Genomic DNA, 21,040 nt, shown 5'->3' on the forward strand with positions numbered 1-21,040 from the left:
ACGCGCAGCCAGGGTTTGGTTTTTCGGCGTTCCCTTGTCTCAAGGCTTCGCCTAACCTGCCCGCGATGCTGGGTTATATCGTCAAACGACTGATCTCACTTGCCATAAGCCTGATTGTGGCCTCGGTGGTGATTTTCGTCGTGGTCGAGGTCGCCCCCGGCGATCCGGCGAGCTTTATGTTGGGCATCAACGCGCAGCCCGATACGGTGGCGGCCTTGCGGACTGAGCTTGGTTTGGACCAGTCGAAATTTGACCGCTACCTGAGCTGGGTCGGTGGGATGCTGACCGGCGATTTCGGCACGTCCTACACTTACCGCACACCCGTGGCGCAGATGATCGCGGACCGGATGTGGGTGTCCCTGCCGCTCGCGCTTTTTGCGCTGACACTGTCGACCCTGATCGCCTTTCCGGCCGGTATCTTCGCCGCGGCGCGCCGGGGTGGCGCGGGTGATCTGGCTGTAACGGGTGCAACCCAGCTGGGCGTCGCCATCCCGAATTTTTGGTTTGCGATGATGCTTGTGCTGATCTTTGCGATCCAGTTGCGCTGGTTCAGCGCAGGGGGCTTTCCCGGTTGGGAGAAAGGTTTTTGGGGCGGGATGAAGGCGCTCACCTTGCCCGCCATTGCCTTGGCTCTGCCGCAGGCGGCGATCCTGACCCGCGTCATGCGATCGTCGCTGCTCGACATTCTGGGTGAAGATTTCATGCGCACCGCCCGCGCCAAGGGGCTGTCGGCGCGTCAGGCGCTTTGGCGGCACGGACTGCGCAATGCGTTGATCCCGGTGCTGACGATCATCGGCCTGCAATTCGCCTTTCTGCTGGCCGGTGCAATCATCATCGAGCAGGTGTTCTTTCTGCCTGGCCTTGGGCGGCTGATCTTTCAGGCCATCACCCAGCGCGACCTGATTGTGGTCGAGTCGGTGGTGATGCTCTTGGTCTTCGCGGTGATCATGGTGAACTTTCTTGTCGATCTGGCCTATGCGGCCGTCGACCCGCGCCTGAGGACACGGGTATGAGCCGCAATCTGATCCTTGGCGGTTTGCTCACCAGCGTATTCGTGGTCACAGCACTGCTGTCGTTCGTTTGGACACCGGACAGTGTGGAGGCGATGAACATCGCCAACCGCCTAAAACCACCCAGCGCCGACAACCTTCTGGGCACCGATCATTTCGGGCGGGATATTTTGTCCATGCTGATGGTCGGCGCGCGCACGTCGATCGCTGTTGCCTTGGTCGCAGTCGGCATCGGCATGGGCCTTGGCGTGCCCTTGGGGCTGGCGGCCGCTGCACGGCGCGGTGGGATGCTCGACGAGATCATCATGCGCATGAATGACCTGATCTTTGCCTTCCCGTCGCTGGTCATCGCAATCCTGATCACCGCCGTGTTTGGCCCTTCGGCCACCAACGCGATCATCGCAATCGGCATCTTCAACATCCCGGTCTTTGCCCGCATCACACGCGGCGCGGCGCTCAGCCTGTGGAAGCGCGAGTTTATCATGGCCGCGCAAGTGGCAGGCAAGACCCGCACCCGCATCAGCGTTGAACATATCCTGCCCAACGTGGCGAACCTGCTGATCGTCCAGGGGACGATCCAGTTCAGCCTTGGCATATTGGCCGAAGCGGGCCTCAGCTATGTCGGCCTTGGAGCACAGCCGCCGATCCCAAGCTGGGGGCGGATGCTGGCAGATGCGCAAACGATGGTGTCACTGGCCCCGCATGTGGCGCTGATCCCGGGCCTGACGATCGTGGCGATGGTGCTGGGGCTGAACCTGCTGGGTGACGGTCTGCGCGATGCGCTCGATCCGCGCCTCAAGGTGGTCCGCGCATGAGCCTCCTGAGTATCGAAAACCTGTCGCTTGCAATACATGGCACGCCAATCCTCAAGGGGATTTCGCTAACGATTGCCGAAGGTGAGATTACAGCGCTCACCGGCGAAAGCGGCTCGGGCAAATCCATGACCGCCTTCGCGACGATGGGTCTTTTGCCGAAAGGGGCGACAACCAGCGGCGCTGTCACCGTCGATGGCACTGACCTGCTGACCCTGCCCGAACCGCAAATGTGCGACCTGCGCGGGCGCGAGATCGGCATGGTGTTTCAGGAACCGATGACGGCGCTGAACCCGGTGCAGACCATCGGCGCGCAGGTGATGGAGACCATTCTCATCCACAAGGCACTGGCGCCCGAACAAGCCGAAGAGCGCGCCCGCGAGGTGCTCGACCGCGTTGGCCTGCCACCTGATCGATTCCCGTTGTCCCGCTACCCGCATGAACTCAGCGGCGGCCAGCGCCAGCGTGTCGTCATTGCCATGGCCATTGCGCTGCGCCCACGGCTTCTCATTGCGGATGAGCCGACAACGGCGCTGGATGTGACCACGCAGGCGCAAATACTCGATCTGCTCAAGCGGCTGGTCAAGGAAGACAGCATGGCGCTGATGATGATCACCCATGACCTCGCTGTGGTCAGCGATATGGCGGACACGCTGAACGTCATGCGCCACGGAGAGATTGTGGAGGCTGGCCCCACCCGCAACGTGCTGCGCGAGATGCGCCATCCCTACACGCGTCAACTTTTTGAGGCATCCCGCCATCAGGCCGATCTTGGGACAGCCAAGGCAGACGCGCCGCTCCTTTCAGTCCAGAACGTCAGCCGCGACTACCCCCTCCCGCGCAGCTCGCTCTTCGGCACGCGCCCAATGTTCCGGGCCGTCAAAAACGTCAGCTTCGAGATCAAACGTGGCGAACGCGTGGGTCTCGTCGGGGAATCCGGCTGCGGAAAATCCACCTTGACCCGCGCCATTCTCGGGCTGGAGCCGACGCAAGGAGGGCAGATCACCCTCGACGGAGATCCGGTCTGGCAGGACGGCCATCCGAACCTGACCGTGCGCCGCAAGATGCAGGTGGTGTTCCAGGACCCCTATGGCAGCTTCAACCCCCGCCACAGGGTATCGCGTCTGATCACCGAACCGTTCCACCTGCTACCCGATCCGCCCAAGGGCGCGGCGCGCGATACAGCGATTGCCGAGGCGCTGACCGCAGTGGGTCTTGAGCCCGAAGATGCCGACAGGCATATCCACGCCTTTTCCGGTGGCCAGCGCCAACGTATCGCCATTGCCCGCGCGTTGATCATCAAACCCGATCTGATTGTCTTCGACGAAGCGGTCTCGGCTCTCGACGTCCGGGTGCGGGCGCAAATCCTTGACCTGATGGCAGACCTCAGCCGCGCCTATGGCCTGACCTACCTTTTCATCAGCCACGATCTGAGCGTGGTGCGGTCCATCACCGACCGCGTGATGGTCATGCGTGCAGGTGAAATTGTCGAGGACCGCCCCACGGCCGAGATCTTTGCCGCGCCCGATCATCCCTACACCCGCGAGCTGATGAACGCCGCACCGCAACTGCCCGACTATCCGGAGGCCCAAGATGCTACCCAATCTGCCCTTTGACCCCAGCCACATCCTGATCGGCGGCACATGGCGAGGAACCAAAGACACCCTGCCACTGATCAACCCCTCGGACGGCAGTACCCTGTGCCAGATTGCCCGAAGCACCGACGCCGACGTGAATGAGGCCGTCGCAGCAGCGCAGGACGCATTGGATGGCGATTGGGGCCGGATGAGCGCGATGGAACGCGGACGCTGCCTGACCCGGCTTAGCCAATTGGTTCTGGATCACACCGACCTGCTGACGACGCTGGAAACCCTCGACGTGGGCAAACCCGTCACACAGGCCCGCGCCGATGCCATAGCGCTCGCCCGCTACTGTGAATTCTACGGCGGGGCGGCGGACAAGGTGCATGGAACCACAATCCCTTATCTTGACGGCTACACCGTCTACACCCTTCGCGAACCGCATGGCGTGACAGGACACATCGTGCCGTGGAACTACCCGATGCAGATCATCGGTCGGTCCGTCGGGGCGGCCCTCGCGATGGGCAACGCGTGCGTCCTGAAACCCGCCGAGGATGCGTGCCTGACGGCATTGATGTTTGCGCATCTGGCGAAGGAGACCGGCTTTCCCGATGGTGCGTTGAACGTGGTGCCCGGTCTTGGATCAGAGGCGGGCGCGGCGCTGGCCCGACACCCCGGCGTCCAACATCTGAGCTTCACCGGCTCAGTGCAGACCGGGCGCATTATCCAGACATTGGCCGCCGAGAACGTCGTGCCGGTGACATTGGAACTGGGTGGCAAGTCCCCACAGATCGTTTTCGACGACGCCGACATCGATGCCGCGCTGCCGTTTCTCGTAAACGCAGGTCTCCAGAACGCGGGCCAGACCTGCTCTGCTGCTTCGCGCGTCCTGATCCAGCGGAGCGTCTATGATAGGGTCGCGGCCGCCATGGTCGACGCCTACCGCGCCAAGTCCATCGGCCCCGCCAGCAGCAACCCCGATATCGGTCCACTGATCTCATTGAAGCAGAAAACGCGTTTCGAAACCCTGCTCAAAGCGGCCCATGACCTTCCCTCAATCGCGGAAACCCCGATGCCGGCCGATCTGCCGCCACAGGGTGCCTATGTCCAACCCCGGCTCTACGGCCCTGTGCCCCCGGATCACCCGTTGGCGCAGGACGAACTCTTTGGCCCCGTGCAGGTGCTGATCCCCTTCGAGACCGAGGAAGAGGCGATCAAGATCGCCAATGGCACGATCTACGGGCTTGTCGCCGGGGTCTGGACCAGCGATGGCGCACGCCAGATGCGGCTGGCCAAGGCGCTGAAAACCGGGCAGGTTTTCGTCAACAACTACGGTGCGGGGGGCGGGGTCGAACTGCCGTTTGGCGGGATCGGCAAATCCGGCCATGGCCGCGAAAAAGGGTTCGAGGCGTTATATGGCTTCTCGACCCTCAAAACCGTCGCTGCGAAACACGGCTAAGGGAGGACCGACATGAGGCTCAAGAACAAGACCGCCATCGTAACCGGGGCCGCGTCCGGCTTTGGCGCAGGCATCGCGCGCAAGTTCGCTGCCGAAGGGGCAAGGGTCATGGTGGTCGATCTGAACACTGACGCGGCTCAAGCCATTGCAACCGAGATAGGCGGCCACGCTCACACCGCCGATGTGTCAAACGGCGATCAGGTCGCCGACATGATCGAAACCGCGATCAAGACGATGGGCCATGTCGACATCATGGTGAACAATGCCGGCGTGACTCACTTACCGGGACCACTGGAAGACATCAGCGAAGAAGATTTCGACCGTATCTTTGCCGTGAACTGCAAATCCGTGTACCTCAGCGCGCGGAGTCTGGTGCCGCATTTCAAGCACCGCGGCTCCGGCAATATCCTCAACATCGCCTCCACCGCCGGTGTCTCCCCGCGCCCGCGCCTGAACTGGTACAACGCCTCCAAAGGCTGGATGATCACTGCCACGCGAACCATGGCGGTTGAACTTGCGCCCGATGGCATCCGCGTCAACGCGCTCAACCCGGTGGCGGGGGAAACGCCTCTCCTCAAGAGCTTCATGGGTGAGGACACCCCCGAGATGCGGGCGAAATTCCTCTCGACCATACCGCTGGGTCGCTTTTCTCAGCCCGAAGACCTTGGCAACGCCGCCGCCTTTCTCTGCTCGGACGAGGCCAGCATGATCACCGGCGTCTGCATGGAAGTCGACGGGGGCCGTTGCATATGACCCCGTCTTCTCTGTTTCAAAAATACCTCGGGGAGTGTGAGGGGCTGGCCCCTCACTCCGACGTTCCCAATGGTGGAGCGCCGACATGATACCCGGCCCGCGCAATCTGATCACCGACGTTACCGGTCTGGCCGTCGGCAATGCACAGGACGACAGCCTCAAATCCGGCACCACCGTACTGCTGTCCGAAGACGGCCCCATGACCACCAGCTACGCCGTGATGGGCGGCGCGCCGGGGACACGGGACACTGATCTGCTGGAACCCGACAAGACCGTGCCGGGGGTTGATGCCATCGTTCTGTCCGGCGGGTCAGCATTTGGTCTGGCCGCCGCGCAGGGCGTGATGGACGCACTGGCCGAACAGGGGCGCGGGTTTCAGGTGCATTCGGCCCGTGTGCCGATTGTTCCGGCTGCGATCATCTTCGATCTTCTGAACAACGGGCAAAAAGGCTGGGCAGAGAACCCCTATCCAGCGCTGGGGCGACAGGCGCTGACCGAAACAGGCCAAGACTTCGCCCTCGGTACAGCAGGTGCCGGAACCGGTGCAACCGATGCCCAGCACAAGGGAGGGTTGGGGTCCGCGTCGATGGTCTTACCAGATGGCACCACCATCGGCGCGCTCGTGGTGGTGAACGCATTGGGAAGTGCAACAACGCCATCCGGAAGACACTTCTGGGCGGCACCCTTCGAGATCGGTGATGAGTTCGGTAGGCTGGGGCCTGATCCGACTTCCAATCTCCAAAACCTTCCGCCCAGTCGCAAGACTGCGGCGATGGCGCAGCATGGCAATACCACCATCGGTGTCGTCGCCACCGATGCCACGCTGGACAAAGCGGCATGCAAAAGATTGGCCACGGCAGCGCATGACGGGTTCGCGCGGGCACTGGTGCCCTCGCACACGCCCTATGACGGCGATCTGATCTTTGCATCCAGCACCGCACGACGCGGCCCGCCCTCCGACGAGGTAATGCCTTTGCTTGGGCACTACGCCGCGACCTGCATGGCGCGCGCAATAGCTCGCGCGATCTGGGAGGCGACACCGAGCACCGGTGACGCTCTACCGACCTTCCGTCAGGAACTGGGGCAAAACTGACCCTTCAGTTTTGCAAACTCCATCATTGGGGTTTGCTCACCGCAGGATCGGCGGTTTCTCAGGATCACTCCCCGGCGCGACGCGCTCGATGCGCGCGGGCGCTTCGGGTTCCGGCAGGTCAAAGCGCAAACCAACCCGCGCCAACTGCGCCGTCACCGGATCGCTGTCGCGCAAGAACACCACATCCAGCGCTGCGGCTTCCAGGCCGGAAAACACCAGCGCTTCCTGTATGGCTCGGGCCAATGCCCCTTCTGCACCGGGGACAGCGCCGGTAAACCCGATCAGATGTCCACGCGCACCGGTGTCATAGACCACTTCGGCGAGATAGCCGCGCCGGGCCAGACCGGTTGCCGTGCGCAGCTTGGCGTCAATCGCTTCGAGCAGACCATCCGGCAACGCCCCCGGCGCGCGCAATTCTTCCGGACGCGCTTCTGCCTCGGATGGGCCTTGCGCCACGGTTTCCGCCAACCAATCCACTGCTTCCGCGGGCAGCAGGATTGAGGACGGCGCAACTTCGGGGTTCAGCGCGATACCGATCCCCTGCCCGGCCAGCATCCCGACAATGGAACGCCCCGACAAAGCGGCATATGGCACCACGCGGCCCGCGAAAGCGCCCAAACGATCCTCGGTGTCAAACACCAGCACAAACCGCGCATCGCCCAGATCGAAAAGCTCCGGTTCTGCCTGATCACCCTCAGCCTCGCGGACGAGCATCAGAAACAGTTCGGCTTCGGCCAAACGGTCGTAGAACCGCAGACGCAGCGCGTCCGCATCAGGGGCCGCCTCCATCGCCGCATGGGCGTGATCCAACGGGGTTTGCAAACTCATGCCATCACCTCCTGCACCCGGGCGCGCAGAGCGGGCAGCACCTCGGCCTCGAACCACGGGTTTTTCTTGATCCATGCCGTATTGCGCCAGCTTGGATGCGGCAAGGGCAGAACCGACGGCCAATGGTCGCGCCATGAACGTACGGTTTCGGTCACACCTGCCTTGGTCCCAAGGTGGTATTTGTGCGCATAGCCGCCAACGACCAGCTTCAGCGGCACATCTCCGACGTGGTCCAGCACTTCCACATGCCACGTCTTGCGGCAAATCGCGGGGGGCGGCAGATCAGAACCCGCCGCATCATAGCCGGGAAAGCAGAAACCCATCGGAACAATAGCAATGCGGCTCTTATCGTAGAACGCAGCACGATCGAGGCCCAACCAATCCCGTAGGCGGTCGCCTGACGGGTCGTCAAAAGGCTTGCGGCTGATGTGCGCGCGCATCCCTGGCGCCTGTGAACAGATCAGCAGCCGCGCGCCCGGTCGGAACCAGACCACGGGCTTCGGCCTGTGACGGGTTGCGGTGGCGGCGAAACGGTCGGCGCACAATGTGCAGTTGGAAAGGCGGTCCTGAACGGTCATGCGTCCAGATGTAATGTCCCGCGCCTCAGGTCAATGAGGCGGGCACGATCAGCCGGGTCTCATAGCGGATCAGTCCGGCGATCCGCTTCAGATGATCCGGTCGGAACGCAACACAGCCTTCGGTCGGATAGCCGGGACGACGCCAGCGATGCAGGAAAATCGCCGACCCCCGGCCCTTTTCGGCGCGCGGCCAGTTCCAGTCGGTCAGCAAAACCAGATCATAGAGTGGATCAGCCCGGCGCAGGGTTTCGTGGCTATAGGGGTAAGGCGCACGCACCAGGAGGTTGTAATCCTCGTGCGTGGGATCGTCGGACCACAGATCCCCCGGTCGGATCGGCAGTGCCCAATCCACGGGACGTGCCATCCGGTCGGGACGGTAGAGAAAGCCAACAATCCGATGCACCCCGACAGGCGTCGCGCCATCGCCTTCGCGCTTGTCGGCTCGGATACCGCCTTTGCCGATGGTGCAAGGCCACATGCGCCCCATGAAGCGCAGACCCTGACGGGTCAGAACCATGTCCTGCGGCGTCACAGAAGATGCCCTGACTTGCGCGCCTTGGTGGCGAGATAGTCTGTATTGTGCGGGTTTTCCCCGACTTTCAGCGGCACACGTTCAGCGACGGTGATGCCCTGTTTCTCCATCATCGCAATCTTGGCCGGATTGTTCGTCATCAGCCGGACCGACCCGAACCCCAGCTTGCGCAGCAGTTCCGCGCCGATGCGGAAATCCCGTTCGTCATCTTCAAAGCCCAACCGGTGATTGGCCTCGACCGTGTCGAACCCCTGATCCTGCAGGGCATAGGCACGCATCTTGTTGGCGAGGCCGATCCCGCGCCCTTCCTGATTGAGATATAGAAGAACGCCTTCGCCGGCCTCACCCATGGCCTCGAGGGCCGCATTGAGCTGTGGTCCGCAGTCGCATTTCAGACTTCCCAGAAGATCGCCCGTGAAGCATGCCGAGTGCAGGCGAGCAAGAACCGGTTTCACCCGGTCGGGATGGCCGATTTCGATGGCGTAGTGCTCTTCCGATCCATCTTCGGGACGGAAGACGTGCAGGCGGGCGTTCTGTGCCGCGCGCAGTGGCACCCGCGCGGCGACAACCTCTTCAAACAGAACGGAGGCTCCCAATCGTGGCGCAGCCGTGTCGGGATCGATCCTCGTGAGTGCATGATCAGATGCAAATTCTGCAGCATCCTCAACCGGGGCAGTAACGACCGCAGGCAGGAGCCGCGCGGACTTGGCAAGCGTGACCGCCAACCGGTGCAACTGCGCGTCACCGTCACGCCGGATACGCAGCGGTCCCTTCATCGGATGGCTCAGATCATCCGCTGGATCAGCGACAGCCTGCACCCATTCGAGGGTCGCGTCCTTTGGCAAGGCCACCCGCGCGATGTCACCGTCGTAAGCCGGCGCCTTGAGGGTCGTCGCGCGGCGCCCTGTCAGAACAAGATCGACATCGGGGCCAAGCGCGATCACGTCGGCCAAACGCTGTGGGCCCAGAGACTCCACAGACAGCACCAGCAGCCCATGATCCGATCCGAGAACCACCGGCACACCCATGCGCAGATCAGCCCGCGCGCGAGCCAAAAGATCGGTAATGTCGGGTGAGAGCGTCATGTGTGCGATGATAACCCAAGGGGGGCATTGCAACAAAAGACCCCGATTTATGAAACAATTGCCCCCTTCATACACGAGGCCGTGAAACACTTGCAGCAATTCTTGCCCGCGTGCAACGCCTTGCCCATGTCACGGGAAAGCGATGGAGACACACCGACATGGCACAGCTCAAGAATATCCTTCTGGTCGATGACGACGACGACCTGCGCGAGGCGCTTGCAGAGCAACTCGTGATAACCGAAGACTTCGAAGTGTTCGAGGCCGATTGCGGAACCGCCGCGATGGGTCGTGTAAAAGAACAGCTTTACGATCTGATCATCCTTGACGTGGGCTTGCCAGACACAGACGGGCGCGAACTATGCCGGCTGATGCGTAAGCAGGGGGTAAAAGCGCCTGTGCTGATGCTCACGGGTCATGACTCCGATGCCGATACGATCCTTGGCCTTGACGCCGGCGCCAATGACTATGTCACCAAGCCGTTCAAATTCCCGGTGCTCCTCGCTCGTATTCGTGCGCAACTGCGCCAGCATGAACAATCCGAAGACGCGGTCTTCTCTCTCGGACCGTATACGTTCAAACCGTCGATGAAACTGCTGGTGACGGAGGATGACAAGAAGATCCGCCTGACCGAGAAAGAGACAAACATTCTCAAGTTTCTCTACCGTTCGACCGACGGTGTGGTGGCCCGCGACACTCTGCTGCATGAAGTCTGGGGGTATAACGCCGGTGTCACGACGCACACGCTGGAAACCCATATTTACCGACTGCGTCAAAAGATTGAACCGGATCCCTCAAACGCGCGTTTGCTGGTTACGGAGTCGGGGGGCTACCGGCTGGTGTCTTAAGACCTTCGTCGATTTTGATTCAGATCAAAGAAGCATGATACGCGTATCTTTAATCCGGATATCAACAGTTCCCGTCGCATATGCGGGTCATCATATGCACCTCCCTGTTGGACCTGGCCCCGGATTTTTCCGGGGTCTTTTTTCTAGTAAAGACTGATTTCGCGTACCGACACATCGGCTTCGAAGTCATCGCCATATGCAACAATCGCAAGGCTGTTTACCTCTGACGCGGAAAACATCGCTGGAATGCCCATATGCGACGGACTGAACATATCCAGAGGAATGTCGATGGTCTGCCAGCTGACGGGTGCCACGAAAGACGCGCGGTATGAATGCCATACGCGGGACAACCGCGGTGTCTTGAGGAACACATGATACCGTGCGCCATTTCCCTTGACCGTGAGGCGCAATCCTTGGACCGAGTCAGGCCAGCTTTCGGAAAATCGTCGGCGCACCTGGATGAAACCGCCGTTGTTATCGGTGCTGACCTGTCCCCGAAGATGGATCATTGCGTCAAGTCCCTGTCCGATGATCCCAGCCGTACCCGTCGAAACACCGCCCATGACGCTGTCTGAGACATAGGTCCAGCGCGCATTTGCATCGCCGCTGAAATCTTCGAATGTGGTTTCCGCAACCACCTGTCCTGCAAGCATCAGACCACCTACCAGCGTTTTCCATCCCATGACGGGGACTTAGCTCATTGTGCAAATAAAGAAAGCGCCCCCGAAGGAGCGCTTTCATTTCAACAACTTGACAAGACGCGAATTACTCGGCGTCTTCCTTCTTTTTCTCCGGCGCGATTTCTTCGCCGGTTTCCTGATCGACCATCTTCATGGCGAGGCGAACCTTGCCGCGGTCATCGAAGCCCAGAAGCTTCACGTAGACTTCCTGGCCTTCCTTCAACACATCCGACGGATGGTTCAGGCGGCGGTTCTCGATCTGAGACACATGCACCAGGCCATCGCGTTTGCCAAAGAAGTTCACGAAGGCGCCGAAGTCGACGATCTTCACGACCTTGCCCTTGTAGATATGGCCTTCTTCCGGCTCTGCCACGATCGAATGGATCATGTCATAGGCCTTCTGAATCGCTTCACCATTCGGGCTGGCGATCTTGATGATGCCGTCGTCGTTGATGTCGACCTTGGCACCGGAGACTTCGACGATCTCGCGGATGACCTTACCGCCCGAGCCGATCACTTCGCGGATCTTGTCGGTCGGGATCTGCATGGTCTCGATACGCGGCGCGTGGATCGAGAACTCGGCAGCGCCGGTGAGTGCCTTGGCCATTTCGCCGAGGATGTGCATCCGGCCTGCCTTGGCCTGAGCGAGGGCGGTCTTCATGATCTCGGGCGTGATGCCCGCGACCTTGATGTCCATCTGCAGCGAGGTGATGCCGTTTTCGGTCCCTGCCACTTTGAAGTCCATATCGCCAAGATGGTCTTCATCTCCGAGGATATCGGTCAGAACCGCGTAAGAGCCATCCTCTTCGAGGATCAGACCCATGGCCACACCAGCCACAGCGGACTTGAGAGGAACACCCGCATCCATCATGGACAGGGAACCACCGCAGACCGACGCCATCGAGGACGAACCGTTGGATTCCGTGATCTCGGACACCACGCGAATGGTGTAGGGGAAATCCGTAGCTGCGGGCAGAACCGCCTGAAGGGCACGCCATGCGAGCTTCCCGTGACCGATTTCGCGACGTCCCGGAGGGCCGACGCGGCCGGCTTCACCAACCGAATAGGGCGGGAAGTTGTAGTGCAGCAGGAAGTTCGACCGGAAGTTCCCGTGCAGCGCGTCGATGATCTGTTCGTCATCGCCGGTTCCGAGCGTGGTCACAACCAGACCCTGAGTTTCACCACGTGTGAAGAGCGCGGAGCCATGCGTACGAGGCAGCAGGCCGGTTTCACAGACGATATCACGCACTTCATCCAGCGCGCGACCGTCGATCCGCTTGCCGGTCTTGACGACATCGCCACGCAGAACGGAAGCTTCGAGCTTTTTCAGCGCGGAGCCGAGGTTTGCGTCTTCAAGCTGCTCTTCGGTCAGCGCTTCCATGATCGCCGCTTTGGCATCGGCGACAGCGGATGTGCGCTCCTGCTTGTCGGTGATCGCATAGGCTGCGCGGATCTTGTCTTCGCCGGCCGCTTTCACCGCGTCATAAAGATCGGAATAATCCGGCGGCTGGAAGTCGAATGGCTCTTTCGCAGCTTCTTCTGCCAGCGAGATGATGAGGTCGATCACCGGCTGAATCTGCTCGTGCGCGAAAGTCACCGCACCCAGCATTTCGTCCTCAGTCAGTTCGTAGGCTTCCGATTCCACCATCATCACGGCGTCTTTGGTGCCCGCAACAACGAGGTCGAGACGCTGCTCGGGGTTGTTGCGCAGCTGATCCATATCCTCGACCTCGGGGTTGAGAATGTATTCGCCGTCGACATAGCCCACGCGGCAGCCCGCGATCGGGCCCATGAACGGCGCGCCGGAAATGGTCAGGGCTGCAGACGCCGCGATCATCGCCACGATGTCCGGGTCGTTGACCAGATCGTGACTGAGCACGGTGCACATCACCAGAACTTCGTTCTTGAAGCCCGGCACAAAGAGCGGACGGATCGGACGGTCGATCAGGCGCGCGGTCAGCGTTTCCTTTTCGGTCGGACGCGCCTCGCGCTTGAAGAAGCCACCCGGGACTTTGCCCGCAGCGTAGTATTTTTCCTGGTAGTGGACGGTCAGCGGAAAGAAGTCCTGACCCGGTTTCGGCTGCTTGGCGAACGTCACGTTGGCCATGACAGACGTCTCGCCGAGGGTAGCGATCACGCTGCCATCGGCCTGACGGGCAACCTTGCCCGTTTCCAGTGTGAGCGTTTCCTCGCCCCACTGCATGCTTTTCGTCGTAATGTTGAACATCATCGTTTCCTGTATGGGAGCACTCCCGGCCCTCCGGGTCTCCCGTTTGAATGGCGGCCCCATTGCCGCCGACCCCTTCATCCATGTCATGCGCCGGGGTCACAGCGTCACGTCTCAGATGTGCGGGCCTTACAGGATTACGCGCGCTTTGGAAAGGGACGATGATGGGTCTTTACCGAAGCTTAACCGGCGACAGGCAAGGCTATGGCATGGAAATTATGGAACGTGACTGTCCCGAAAATTGGATCGAACAGGTCTTCGCCGCGAAAGCCGTAACAAAGGGTGGGATCGTACGGCGTGCCGTTCCGTGGGTGGAACGCGAAATCGGACGGGAGCGATTTGTTCTCGAAGTGGAACAGCGCGGCTTTCATCTGCTTGAATGTGCAGGTCAATTCATCGTCATTTGTTCAGATGCACCCGTACGTCGCTGGCTGTGATGGACAGCTCTGCCAAGAACGGCAAGGTCAATGCGCGGGGACACTTAACCTGTATCCTTGTTCGCGCCCCGAATTTTCTGCGAAAATTCGGGGATTCTGATTAAGATAGGATTTAGATAACCGGATAAATTCGTCTGGCGGAGCACAGAACGAAAAAGCCGCGCAAAACTCTGCGCGGCCAATCCGAATAGTTTTGTCCCACGCAAGGCGAGACATGTCCTGAAGGTCTTAGCGGCGGATGCCCAGACGCTGGATCAGGTTCTGATACCGCTCTTCGTCTTTCGCCTTGGTGTAGTCCAGAAGCTTACGACGCTGCGCAACCAGTTTGAGCAGACCACGACGAGAATGGTTGTCTTTCTTGTGGGTCTTGAAGTGCTCAGTCAGTGTAGCGATCCGGCTTGTCAGGATAGCAACCTGAACTTCGGGCGAACCGGTGTCGCCTTCCTTCGTTGCGAATTCCTTGATCAGGCGGTTCTTTTCTTCAGCAGTGATCGACATCGGGGTCTCCTTTCGAAGGTTTGATGTGAATGGCACAAGCCGGGATGTCGTCCAGCAGGGCCTATGGAGAATCTCCGCACATGTGCGGATGCGCGCGTATAGGCGATATCGGCTTGCGAGGAAAGCCCCAAGATCGCCGGCCAGCCCACCGTCAAGCGGCGGGTCGCGCGATCAGCGCGCAAACTGGCAGTTGCACAGCCACTTTTCCATCGAGAACCACATCGATCCATTCCGGATCCTCGGGACACAATCGCATTGTGATCTTTGGATGGGCGCCTGCCCCAGCCCCGACCAACGAGAGAACGGAGCGTTCCGCTTCGCCAAATGTTGCCACCCGTTGCGGTGCGATCTTGCGGTCGTCGATGGAATTGATGCGCCCAGTCGGTCGAAAGAGTTCCAAAGCGTCAACAGGGACATCCGGCCACCCGGGCGGCGGACGTCCGTATCGACCCGCCCCGGTATCAGAGAGAGGCTCCGGTGTCCGGCGGCGATGGGCAAAGGGCACCAACGAAACGGCGACGAGGCACACAAGCACAAAGAAATACGGCAGCATTGAAACCTGCAGAGAACGTGATTGCGCACACACTAAACGCGAGGGGTAAAGGAAACCTTGCCCACGACCCGGAGTCCCTTCACGTCTGACCCTGAGGATACCTCTCTGACAGCGGCCAAGCCTTTGGTGCTGTGTCGAAGGACACATAAAGCGGATGGCGGGGATGGCCATCTTTCGTCAGTCCGAGATGGTGCAACTTTCCGGTGAACCCGCGTGCCACCGATTGGGCTCTGCTCCGGTGACTTCCGTGTACGCCCCATGCGGCGATCGTCATCTCCGCCAGGCCGCTCCAATGCTCCAGTACGGAATCGTTCAATTTGCCAATAGGAGCCTTCGCCCGTTTGAGATCATCCGGAAACGTTGCGCGAAACGCAAAGATATTCGCAACCATGACCGCCCCGAAGCCCATTCGGCGTGCCCGCGTTTCGCACCGCGCAACGGTTGGGTCGTTGCGGTGCTCATCCGCGGTGGACGGGTTCAACATGACAAACAGCATCCGTGGCGCGGTCCTGTCCCAGACACGCGACAAGCCATAGCGATAACGATCGCAGGTCGAATACCAGACCTCGGACAAACAGCCTTCCGCCTCATGCATGCGGTGTACCATTTGTGCCTGCAGATCCGATGGCAGAGACGTCATGTTGTGACGAACACCCGAGTCGGATGCACTTCGCCTGCCTTGTAGCGGCCTACGGCAACGGGAACGCCATCGAGCGACACCCAGCACTCTTCTCCGTAGTCCACGCCAGAGGTGATTACCTTACCCGGGTTTCCATTGCGCAACCGGGTCGCGGCTTCGGCGTTGCAGGACAGTTCCGGCAGGTCGGCCAGACCGGTTTGCAACGGTTTCAGAAACGTATCGAGTTCCGAAGACTTTGCCATGGCATCAATTTGCTCAAGGCTCAGCGCATCATCTGTCGAAAACGGGCCGGACCAGATGCGACGCAAGGTGCGGACATGGCCCAAACAGCCGAGTGTCTCGCCCAAATCCCGTGCGATGGACCGCACATACCCACCCTTACCGCAAACCATCATCAAAACGGCATGGTCCTCGTCCGGGCGGTCGAGCAAGGTCAGTTCCTCGACCCAGAGCGGGCGCGCGGCCAAGTCTATATCCTCACCGTCGCGTGCCAGTTTGTATGCCCGCTCCCCATCGATCTTCACGGCTGAGAACTGCGGTGGCACCTGCATGATCTCCCCGACGAAACCATGCAGCGCTTCCTTGATGTCATCGTCGCTCGGGCGCAGCGGCGACGTGGCGATTACGTCGCCTTCGGCATCGTCTGTCCGGGTTGCCTCTCCGAACCGTACGGTGAATTCGTATGCCTTGAGCGCGTCAGTTATGTACGGCACGGTCTTCGTGGCCTCTCCGAGGGCCACTGCCAATACACCTGTAGCATCCGGGTCGAGCGTTCCTGCATGCCCTGCTTTCTTGGCATCAAACGCCCAGCGCACTTTGTTCACGACAGCCGTAGAGGTGACACCAGCGGGTTTGTCCACCACCAGCCACCCCGAAATATCGCGTCCCTTGCGTTTGCGTCCCATGTCATCCTCGCGTGTCTTGAAGTCCGGCGAGGTATCTCAGGGGAGTCAGCCTGTCAATTCGAGGAAAAGTGTCAGTCGAGGTCGCGCGCTTCGTCGATAAGCATGATCGGAATACCGTCCCGGATCGGGTATGCCAGATGTGCGCTGCGACTGATCAGTTCCTGTTTCGCCGCATCATACTCCAAGCGGCCCTGCGTTTGCGGACAAACCAGCGCTTCCAGCATTCTTCGGTCAAAACCCGGTGTGTCGTTCATTGCAGGATATCCTCGGACTGTCCCCCGCGCAGGGCGTATTCGATCAGTGTGACGAGCGTTTCACGTCGTGTCGACAACGACGGCGCTTCCAACAGGGCCTGCTTCTCTTCCGGTTCGAAATCCAGCAGCATCGACAGGGAATTGATCAACAGCTCGTCGTCGGCATCCTTGAGCGTAGGCCAGTCTGCGGAAAGGTCCCGCGCCGTGAAATAACGGTCGAGCAGATGCATGAACCCATCGCGGTCGAAACCGCGGTCGTGTTCCGGGCCGCCCTGATCCCGTTCAAATCCGCCCCAGGTCACGTCGAATTTTCTGTACGGCGTGAACCCTTCGACCTCTTCCGCAAGCCGGAACCGCGAAATGCCCGTGAGCGTGATCATGTATCGCCCGTCTTCGGTTTCCGAAAACTGTGTCACACGCCCGGCACAGCCGATGCGATGCAACGCATCCTTGCTGCCGTTGGGTCGAGCATTGGGCTGCACCATGCCGATCAGCCGTGCAGGTGTTTTCAAAGCATCTTCAAGCATCTGCAGATAGCGAGGTTCGAACAGATGCAATGGCAGCCGTGCGCGGGGCAGCAGCAGCGCCCCGGGCAACGGAAATACTGGGATGGACCCTGGCAATTCGGCAACTCTTGTCATGAGCAGAGACGTAGCCTGCGTCGCCGATCAGGCAAATATCATCGAGCTCAAACGTCTGCGTCCGTTAAGTGCCACCGGATCATTCGGTTTCAACGCTTCGAAGATGGTCATCAACTGTGCTTTGGCAGCGCCATCATTCCATTCGCGGTCACGCCGGAAGAGTTCCAGCAGGTGATCCACGGCAGCCTGGCCGTCGCCCTTCGCATAAAGCGCCTGAGCCAGATCGAAACGGGCCTGATGGTTGTCGGGGTCCGCTTCAACTGCAGCCTGCAGTTCCGCCACGGGGCCGGAATTGCTCGCCTGCTTGGCCAACTCGAGCTGCGCGCGAACTGCCTCGATCTCGGCGGACGTGGCAATCTCGGCAGGCGCACCGTTCAGAATGGCTTCAGCTTGGTCAAGATCATCAGTTGCCAGAGCGCAGCGTACCAAACCGGCATAGGCTCGGGCATGATTCGGATCTTCCTGAAGAACGGCAGAGAAGGTCTGCATCGCATCGACCGCAGCGCCTGCCTCAAGCATTTCTTCCGCTGCCTCGACGGCCTCATCCAGCCCGCCGCTGGCATCCCCACCCGCTGCCTTTACAACGCGATCGACGAACGCCTTGATCTCGGAGGCAGGTTGCGCGCCCTGGAACATGTCCACCGGACGCCCCTGGACGAAGGCCACCACAGTCGGGATGGATTGGATTGGGAGGCCCTGTTGCGCGAGCGCCTGAACCAGCCCTTGCGCTTCATCAACATTGACCTTGGCCATCTTTACCGCGCCGCGCACGGCAACCACTTCGGCTTCCAGCATCGGGCCAAGCGTCTTGCACGGGCCACACCAGGGCGCCCAGAAATCAACAATGACCGGAGTGTCCATGCTGCCATCGATAACTTCGGCCATGAACGCATCCTGCGATACATCCTTGATCAGGTCGGTCTGCGCCGGGCCTTGTCCGAGTTCGATCATACGCGTCTCCTGTCACCGCTGCCGTCGTGTCATGCGGTAGATGGCGCACCCATGTCCGTCTTGCAAGGGGTCAGGCTGATGCGAGGTCAAGCAGAGGGGCGATTTCGCGGGCGACCGGTATCGGGTGCGTGATCGGGACCATATGCCCGGCCCCGGCGATCACACAGTCGCGCGCTCCGGGTATGCGACCGGCAAGCGTTCGATGAATCGCCGCGATGATTGGAACACTTGACCCGCCCCGGATGAGGTGGACCGGACAGCGAATGGATTCCAGCCGCCCCGGCAATAGCAATCCGGCACTGTCTTTCAGAAGACAGGCCTCGGTCTCGCGGATAAAATGCATTTGTGAGGCGAAAAGCTCCTGCTCACGCTCGGTCAGAGCCTCCCAGGGACGCCCGTCACCCCAGATCCGAATGAAATCTATTGCCGCTCTGGTCCAGTCGTCACGGGCAAGCGCGGCGTTGAATGCCTCGGTCTCGTTGATATAGCCGCGCAGCACGTCTGACGCGCTCTCTCCGGCAGCAGCAAATAGAACAGGTTCGATCAGCGTCAGGCTTCGGACCGCCTCCGGTGCCTCGATTGCAAGCCGCAATGCAACGGTCGCCCCGAAACTGTGGCCAATCACATGGCCACCATCCCCCAGACAGTCACGCGCAATAGCGGTAACCTGATCATGCAGGTCCTGTCGGTGGTCCCACCTGGCGCTGCGTCCGTGGCCTGGCATGTCCGGGGCGAGCATCGTCAGTCGGTCCGAGAACTGTTGTGCCAGCGGAGTCCAGGCCTTGGAATGGGCCAAAGCACAATGCAGCAAGAGGGCTGGATCCCTCCCGGTACCGAAACGTCGCAGGTGAACGGGAAACCCTCCGCGTATCGCGTCGGGCATCAAAGCTGTCCCGACAGGTGTAGATCCAGATCAGCGATACGATCCTGTCCCCAGAAACGCTGGCCGTCATCAGTGATGTAGAAAGGTGCGCCGAACACACCGCGAGTCACCGCCTCTTCGAGATTTGCAGCATAGGTCTCGGCCCCTGTCAGAAGACCGCTGTCCGCCAACCCCGGATCGAAACCTGCATCTGCAAGCATCGCGCGCACCACGTCATCCTGCGAGATGTCTTTGTCCTCAGCCCATACGGCACGCAGAAACCCATGCACCAACGCTCCAAGATCACCACCACCGGCGTTCTGCGCCGCGATGATCGCATATGAAGACGGCGCTGCATTTGTCGGCCAGAATGCAGGCTGCAGGTTCAACGGCATCCCCAGCTTTTTCGATTGCCGGGTCAATTCCTGCGCCCGCAATTCCTGTCGGCTGGGATGGCGCTCCTTCGGAGGTGTGCCGCCTGTTCGTCCGAAAAGCGTCGTTACATCCACCGGTTTGTAGGTGATCGTTGCCCCGTGCTTTGCCGCAACCTCCTCCATTCGCGTGCCCGCAAGATAGGTGAATGGCGAGAGTGTTGAGAAAAAGTAATCAATGTGGGCCATTTGGTCCCTCCGGGCGTGTGTTGCTTTGCGCGACGGTAGGCCCATGCTAAGGCGAGCGCAACGTCACGAATCTGTCATAACTGACTGTCTACGGAGCCTGCCGCCATGCCCAGCATTGTTGAACCCAAACTGATATCTGGCAATGCCAATATGCCTTTGGCCAAAGGCATCGCGCGCCGCATGACGATGTATCGCGGAATGAATGTCGGGCTGGTGGATGCGCGGGTCGAACGCTTCAACGATCAAGAGATCTTTGTCGAGGTCTACGAGAACGTCCGCGGTGAGGATATGTTCATCATTCAACCGACGTCCAACCCCGCAAACGATAACCTGATGGAGTTGCTGATCATGGCCGACGCGCTCCGCCGTTCCTCGGCCGCGCGCATCACTGCCGTAATTCCTTATTTCGGATATGCCCGTCAGGACCGCCGTTCCAAAGCGCGCACCCCGATCAGCGCAAAACTGGTGGCGAATATGATCGTCGAATCCGGAGTCGAACGGGTTCTGACCATGGATCTTCACGCGGCGCAGATTCAGGGCTTCTTCGATATCCCGGTGGACAACCTCTATGCGTCTCCGATCTTTGCTCTCGACATCATGGAACAATTCAAGGACGGGCTGAAAGATGTGATGGTGGTTTCTCCGGATGTGGGCGGCGTGGCCCGCGCGCGGGAGTTGGCCAAGCGGATCAATGCGCCGCTTTCGATCGTGGACAAGCGTCGCGAGAAACCCGGCGAAGTGGCTGAAATGACCGTGATCGGCGACGTTACCGGAAAGAAGTGCATCATCGTAGATGACATCTGCGACACAGCCGGGACACTTTGTAAGGCGGCGGAAGTGCTCATGGAGCACGGTGCGACCGAAGTTCATTCCTACATTACTCATGGCGTTTTGTCGGGGCCGGCGGTCGACCGGATCACCAAATCTGTGATGAAATCTCTGGTGATCACAGACTCGATCCAAGCGACCGAAGCCGTTTCTGCCGCAAAGAACATCCGTATCGTTCCCACAGCACCGATGTTCGCACAGGCAATCCTGAACATCTGGAACGGAACGTCCGTGTCATCGCTTTTCGAGACCGATACTCTCGGCCCGATCTACGAAGGCATCCTCTGACAGGTTAAATTCCAAGACCGATCCACGAATGAACGGTGGTGCATTGCGCGCCGCCGGTTGGAGCCTGTGTTCCGGTCTTAA

Annotated in this window: 24 protein-coding genes; 9 read left to right on the plus strand and 15 right to left on the minus strand. The window is 60.3% G+C overall.

Translation table 11 applies throughout. From position 1 onward, the window contains the following. Positions 1–65: 65 nt before the first annotated feature. The 6 genes from MGEO_RS01285 (at position 66) to MGEO_RS01310 (ending at position 6,707) form a co-directional block, all read left to right on the plus strand. The gene (locus MGEO_RS01285; protein ID WP_085634881.1) at positions 66–1,013 is read left to right on the plus strand and encodes an ABC transporter permease; all 948 of its coding nucleotides are present in this window, start codon (positions 66–68) and stop codon (positions 1,011–1,013) included. Then, complete coding sequence (locus MGEO_RS01290) at positions 1,010–1,825, plus strand: ABC transporter permease (protein WP_085634882.1); 816 nt, start codon at positions 1,010–1,012, stop codon at positions 1,823–1,825. The genes MGEO_RS01285 and MGEO_RS01290 overlap by 4 nt, the downstream gene beginning before the upstream one ends. Further along, a complete protein-coding gene (locus tag MGEO_RS01295) occupies positions 1,822–3,438 on the plus strand; it encodes an ABC transporter ATP-binding protein (RefSeq protein ID WP_085634883.1) in 1,617 nt (538 codons plus the stop codon). The genes MGEO_RS01290 and MGEO_RS01295 overlap by 4 nt, the downstream gene beginning before the upstream one ends. Further along, on the plus strand, positions 3,416–4,861 hold the full coding sequence (locus tag MGEO_RS01300) for an aldehyde dehydrogenase family protein (RefSeq protein ID WP_085634884.1): 1,446 nt from the start codon (positions 3,416–3,418) through the stop codon (positions 4,859–4,861). Before MGEO_RS01295 ends, MGEO_RS01300 begins: the two co-directional genes overlap by 23 nt. Positions 4,862–4,873: 12 nt before the next feature. Then, complete coding sequence (locus tag MGEO_RS01305) at positions 4,874–5,614, plus strand: SDR family oxidoreductase (protein WP_085634885.1); 741 nt, start codon at positions 4,874–4,876, stop codon at positions 5,612–5,614. A gap of 85 nt (positions 5,615–5,699) precedes the next feature. Continuing rightward, positions 5,700–6,707 carry a P1 family peptidase gene (locus MGEO_RS01310; RefSeq protein ID WP_085634886.1) on the plus strand — a complete coding sequence of 336 codons (1,008 nt, stop codon included), beginning with the start codon at positions 5,700–5,702 and terminating at the stop codon, positions 6,705–6,707. 36 nt (positions 6,708–6,743) lie between these two features. Here MGEO_RS01310 and MGEO_RS01315 read toward each other — a convergent pair whose 3' ends face one another. From MGEO_RS01315 to ribA, 4 genes are read right to left on the minus strand one after another with little or no spacing between them, the layout of a single operon-like run. Next, positions 6,744–7,535, minus strand: a complete 792-nt coding sequence (locus MGEO_RS01315; protein WP_085634887.1) for an SseB family protein — start codon at positions 7,533–7,535, stop codon at positions 6,744–6,746. After that, positions 7,532–8,113: a uracil-DNA glycosylase family protein gene (locus MGEO_RS01320; RefSeq protein ID WP_085634888.1), complete on the minus strand. Its 582-nt coding sequence runs from the start codon at positions 8,111–8,113 to the stop codon at positions 7,532–7,534. The genes MGEO_RS01315 and MGEO_RS01320 overlap by 4 nt, the downstream gene beginning before the upstream one ends. 25 nt (positions 8,114–8,138) lie before the next feature. Continuing rightward, positions 8,139–8,645, minus strand: coding sequence for a L,D-transpeptidase family protein (locus tag MGEO_RS01325; RefSeq protein WP_085634889.1), 507 nt, complete (start codon positions 8,643–8,645; stop codon positions 8,139–8,141). Then, positions 8,642–9,730, minus strand: a complete 1,089-nt coding sequence (ribA, locus tag MGEO_RS01330; protein WP_085634890.1) for a GTP cyclohydrolase II — start codon at positions 9,728–9,730, stop codon at positions 8,642–8,644. The genes MGEO_RS01325 and ribA overlap by 4 nt, the downstream gene beginning before the upstream one ends. A gap of 158 nt (positions 9,731–9,888) precedes the next feature. Between ribA and MGEO_RS01335 the strand changes: the two genes are divergently transcribed. Next, positions 9,889–10,575, plus strand: a complete 687-nt coding sequence (locus MGEO_RS01335) for a response regulator transcription factor (RefSeq protein WP_085634891.1) — start codon at positions 9,889–9,891, stop codon at positions 10,573–10,575. A 143-nt stretch (positions 10,576–10,718) separates the two neighbouring features. Here MGEO_RS01335 and MGEO_RS01340 read toward each other — a convergent pair whose 3' ends face one another. After that, positions 10,719–11,258: a CIA30 family protein gene (locus MGEO_RS01340; RefSeq protein ID WP_085634892.1), complete on the minus strand. Its 540-nt coding sequence runs from the start codon at positions 11,256–11,258 to the stop codon at positions 10,719–10,721. Positions 11,259–11,340: 82 nt separating this feature from the next. Beyond that, on the minus strand, positions 11,341–13,482 hold the full coding sequence (gene pnp / locus MGEO_RS01345) for a polyribonucleotide nucleotidyltransferase (protein WP_085635234.1): 2,142 nt from the start codon (positions 13,480–13,482) through the stop codon (positions 11,341–11,343). Between the two features lie 161 nt (positions 13,483–13,643). Here pnp and MGEO_RS01350 point away from each other — a divergent pair, with 161 nt between their 5' ends. Then, entirely contained in the window at positions 13,644–13,919 is a 276-nt protein-coding gene (locus MGEO_RS01350) for an N-(5'-phosphoribosyl)anthranilate isomerase (protein ID WP_233139525.1), read from the plus strand. A 228-nt stretch (positions 13,920–14,147) separates the two neighbouring features. Here the strand turns inward: MGEO_RS01350 and rpsO are convergent, their stop codons facing one another. The 9 genes from rpsO to MGEO_RS01395 all read right to left on the minus strand — a co-directional run bounded on the left by rpsO (position 14,148) and on the right by MGEO_RS01395 (position 19,843). Further along, positions 14,148–14,417 carry a 30S ribosomal protein S15 gene (rpsO, locus tag MGEO_RS01355; RefSeq protein WP_085634894.1) on the minus strand — a complete coding sequence of 90 codons (270 nt, stop codon included), beginning with the start codon at positions 14,415–14,417 and terminating at the stop codon, positions 14,148–14,150. 151 nt (positions 14,418–14,568) lie between these two features. Beyond that, entirely contained in the window at positions 14,569–14,970 is a 402-nt protein-coding gene (locus MGEO_RS01360) for a hypothetical protein (protein WP_085634895.1), read from the minus strand. A gap of 79 nt (positions 14,971–15,049) precedes the next feature. Next, positions 15,050–15,577: a DUF1643 domain-containing protein gene (locus MGEO_RS01365; RefSeq protein WP_085635235.1), complete on the minus strand. Its 528-nt coding sequence runs from the start codon at positions 15,575–15,577 to the stop codon at positions 15,050–15,052. A 29-nt stretch (positions 15,578–15,606) separates the two neighbouring features. Then, positions 15,607–16,515, minus strand: coding sequence for a tRNA pseudouridine(55) synthase TruB (truB, locus tag MGEO_RS01370; protein ID WP_085634896.1), 909 nt, complete (start codon positions 16,513–16,515; stop codon positions 15,607–15,609). A gap of 71 nt (positions 16,516–16,586) precedes the next feature. Continuing rightward, positions 16,587–16,769, minus strand: a complete 183-nt coding sequence (locus MGEO_RS01375; RefSeq protein ID WP_085634897.1) for a Trm112 family protein — start codon at positions 16,767–16,769, stop codon at positions 16,587–16,589. Further along, the gene (locus MGEO_RS01380) at positions 16,766–17,410 is read right to left on the minus strand and encodes an LON peptidase substrate-binding domain-containing protein (RefSeq protein WP_085634898.1); all 645 of its coding nucleotides are present in this window, start codon (positions 17,408–17,410) and stop codon (positions 16,766–16,768) included. Before MGEO_RS01380 ends, MGEO_RS01375 begins: the two co-directional genes overlap by 4 nt. Positions 17,411–17,437: 27 nt before the next feature. Next, entirely contained in the window at positions 17,438–18,361 is a 924-nt protein-coding gene (locus MGEO_RS01385) for a thioredoxin family protein (protein ID WP_085634899.1), read from the minus strand. Between the two features lie 70 nt (positions 18,362–18,431). Continuing rightward, positions 18,432–19,244 (minus strand): alpha/beta fold hydrolase, encoded by an 813-nt coding sequence (locus MGEO_RS01390; protein WP_085634900.1) that lies wholly within the window; start codon positions 19,242–19,244, stop codon positions 18,432–18,434. After that, positions 19,244–19,843 carry a 2-hydroxychromene-2-carboxylate isomerase gene (locus tag MGEO_RS01395; RefSeq protein WP_085634901.1) on the minus strand — a complete coding sequence of 200 codons (600 nt, stop codon included), beginning with the start codon at positions 19,841–19,843 and terminating at the stop codon, positions 19,244–19,246. The genes MGEO_RS01390 and MGEO_RS01395 overlap by 1 nt, the downstream gene beginning before the upstream one ends. 105 nt (positions 19,844–19,948) lie before the next feature. On the opposite strand from MGEO_RS01395, the gene MGEO_RS01400 reads away from it, so the two are divergent. Continuing rightward, positions 19,949–20,959 (plus strand): ribose-phosphate pyrophosphokinase, encoded by a 1,011-nt coding sequence (locus MGEO_RS01400; RefSeq protein ID WP_085634902.1) that lies wholly within the window; start codon positions 19,949–19,951, stop codon positions 20,957–20,959. Positions 20,960–21,040: the final 81 nt, after the last annotated feature.

The sequence above is a fragment of the Marivita geojedonensis genome, assembly GCF_002115805.1.
Taxonomy (GTDB): Bacteria; Pseudomonadota; Alphaproteobacteria; order Rhodobacterales; family Rhodobacteraceae; genus Marivita; species Marivita geojedonensis.

Bases quoted from the DNA above. Each gene is read 5' to 3' on its own strand.
- MGEO_RS01360 (WP_085634895.1), bottom strand. From the start codon at position 14,970: ATGCTGCCGTATTTCTTTGTGCTTGTGTGCCTCGTCGCCGTTTCGTTG.
- MGEO_RS01290 (WP_085634882.1), top strand. From the start codon at position 1,010: ATGAGCCGCAATCTGATCCTTGGCGGTTTGCTCACCAGCGTATTCGTG.
- MGEO_RS01335 (WP_085634891.1), top strand. From the start codon at position 9,889: ATGGCACAGCTCAAGAATATCCTTCTGGTCGATGACGACGACGACCTG.
- MGEO_RS01300 (WP_085634884.1), top strand. From the start codon at position 3,416: ATGCTACCCAATCTGCCCTTTGACCCCAGCCACATCCTGATCGGCGGC.
- MGEO_RS01315 (WP_085634887.1), bottom strand. From the start codon at position 7,535: ATGAGTTTGCAAACCCCGTTGGATCACGCCCATGCGGCGATGGAGGCG.
- MGEO_RS01305 (WP_085634885.1), top strand. From the start codon at position 4,874: ATGAGGCTCAAGAACAAGACCGCCATCGTAACCGGGGCCGCGTCCGGC.
- MGEO_RS01310 (WP_085634886.1), top strand. From the start codon at position 5,700: ATGATACCCGGCCCGCGCAATCTGATCACCGACGTTACCGGTCTGGCC.
- rpsO (WP_085634894.1), bottom strand. From the start codon at position 14,417: ATGTCGATCACTGCTGAAGAAAAGAACCGCCTGATCAAGGAATTCGCA.
- MGEO_RS01375 (WP_085634897.1), bottom strand. From the start codon at position 16,769: ATGAACGACACACCGGGTTTTGACCGAAGAATGCTGGAAGCGCTGGTT.
- MGEO_RS01400 (WP_085634902.1), top strand. From the start codon at position 19,949: ATGCCCAGCATTGTTGAACCCAAACTGATATCTGGCAATGCCAATATG.
- MGEO_RS01295 (WP_085634883.1), top strand. From the start codon at position 1,822: ATGAGCCTCCTGAGTATCGAAAACCTGTCGCTTGCAATACATGGCACG.
- MGEO_RS01380 (WP_085634898.1), bottom strand. From the start codon at position 17,410: ATGACAAGAGTTGCCGAATTGCCAGGGTCCATCCCAGTATTTCCGTTG.
- MGEO_RS01340 (WP_085634892.1), bottom strand. From the start codon at position 11,258: ATGGGATGGAAAACGCTGGTAGGTGGTCTGATGCTTGCAGGACAGGTG.
- MGEO_RS01365 (WP_085635235.1), bottom strand. From the start codon at position 15,577: ATGGTACACCGCATGCATGAGGCGGAAGGCTGTTTGTCCGAGGTCTGG.
- MGEO_RS01385 (WP_085634899.1), bottom strand. From the start codon at position 18,361: ATGATCGAACTCGGACAAGGCCCGGCGCAGACCGACCTGATCAAGGAT.
- truB (WP_085634896.1), bottom strand. From the start codon at position 16,515: ATGGGACGCAAACGCAAGGGACGCGATATTTCGGGGTGGCTGGTGGTG.
- MGEO_RS01350 (WP_233139525.1), top strand. From the start codon at position 13,644: ATGATGGGTCTTTACCGAAGCTTAACCGGCGACAGGCAAGGCTATGGC.
- MGEO_RS01395 (WP_085634901.1), bottom strand. From the start codon at position 19,843: ATGGCCCACATTGATTACTTTTTCTCAACACTCTCGCCATTCACCTAT.
- ribA (WP_085634890.1), bottom strand. From the start codon at position 9,730: ATGACGCTCTCACCCGACATTACCGATCTTTTGGCTCGCGCGCGGGCT.
- MGEO_RS01320 (WP_085634888.1), bottom strand. From the start codon at position 8,113: ATGACCGTTCAGGACCGCCTTTCCAACTGCACATTGTGCGCCGACCGT.
- pnp (WP_085635234.1), bottom strand. From the start codon at position 13,482: ATGTTCAACATTACGACGAAAAGCATGCAGTGGGGCGAGGAAACGCTC.
- MGEO_RS01285 (WP_085634881.1), top strand. From the start codon at position 66: ATGCTGGGTTATATCGTCAAACGACTGATCTCACTTGCCATAAGCCTG.
- MGEO_RS01390 (WP_085634900.1), bottom strand. From the start codon at position 19,244: ATGCCCGACGCGATACGCGGAGGGTTTCCCGTTCACCTGCGACGTTTC.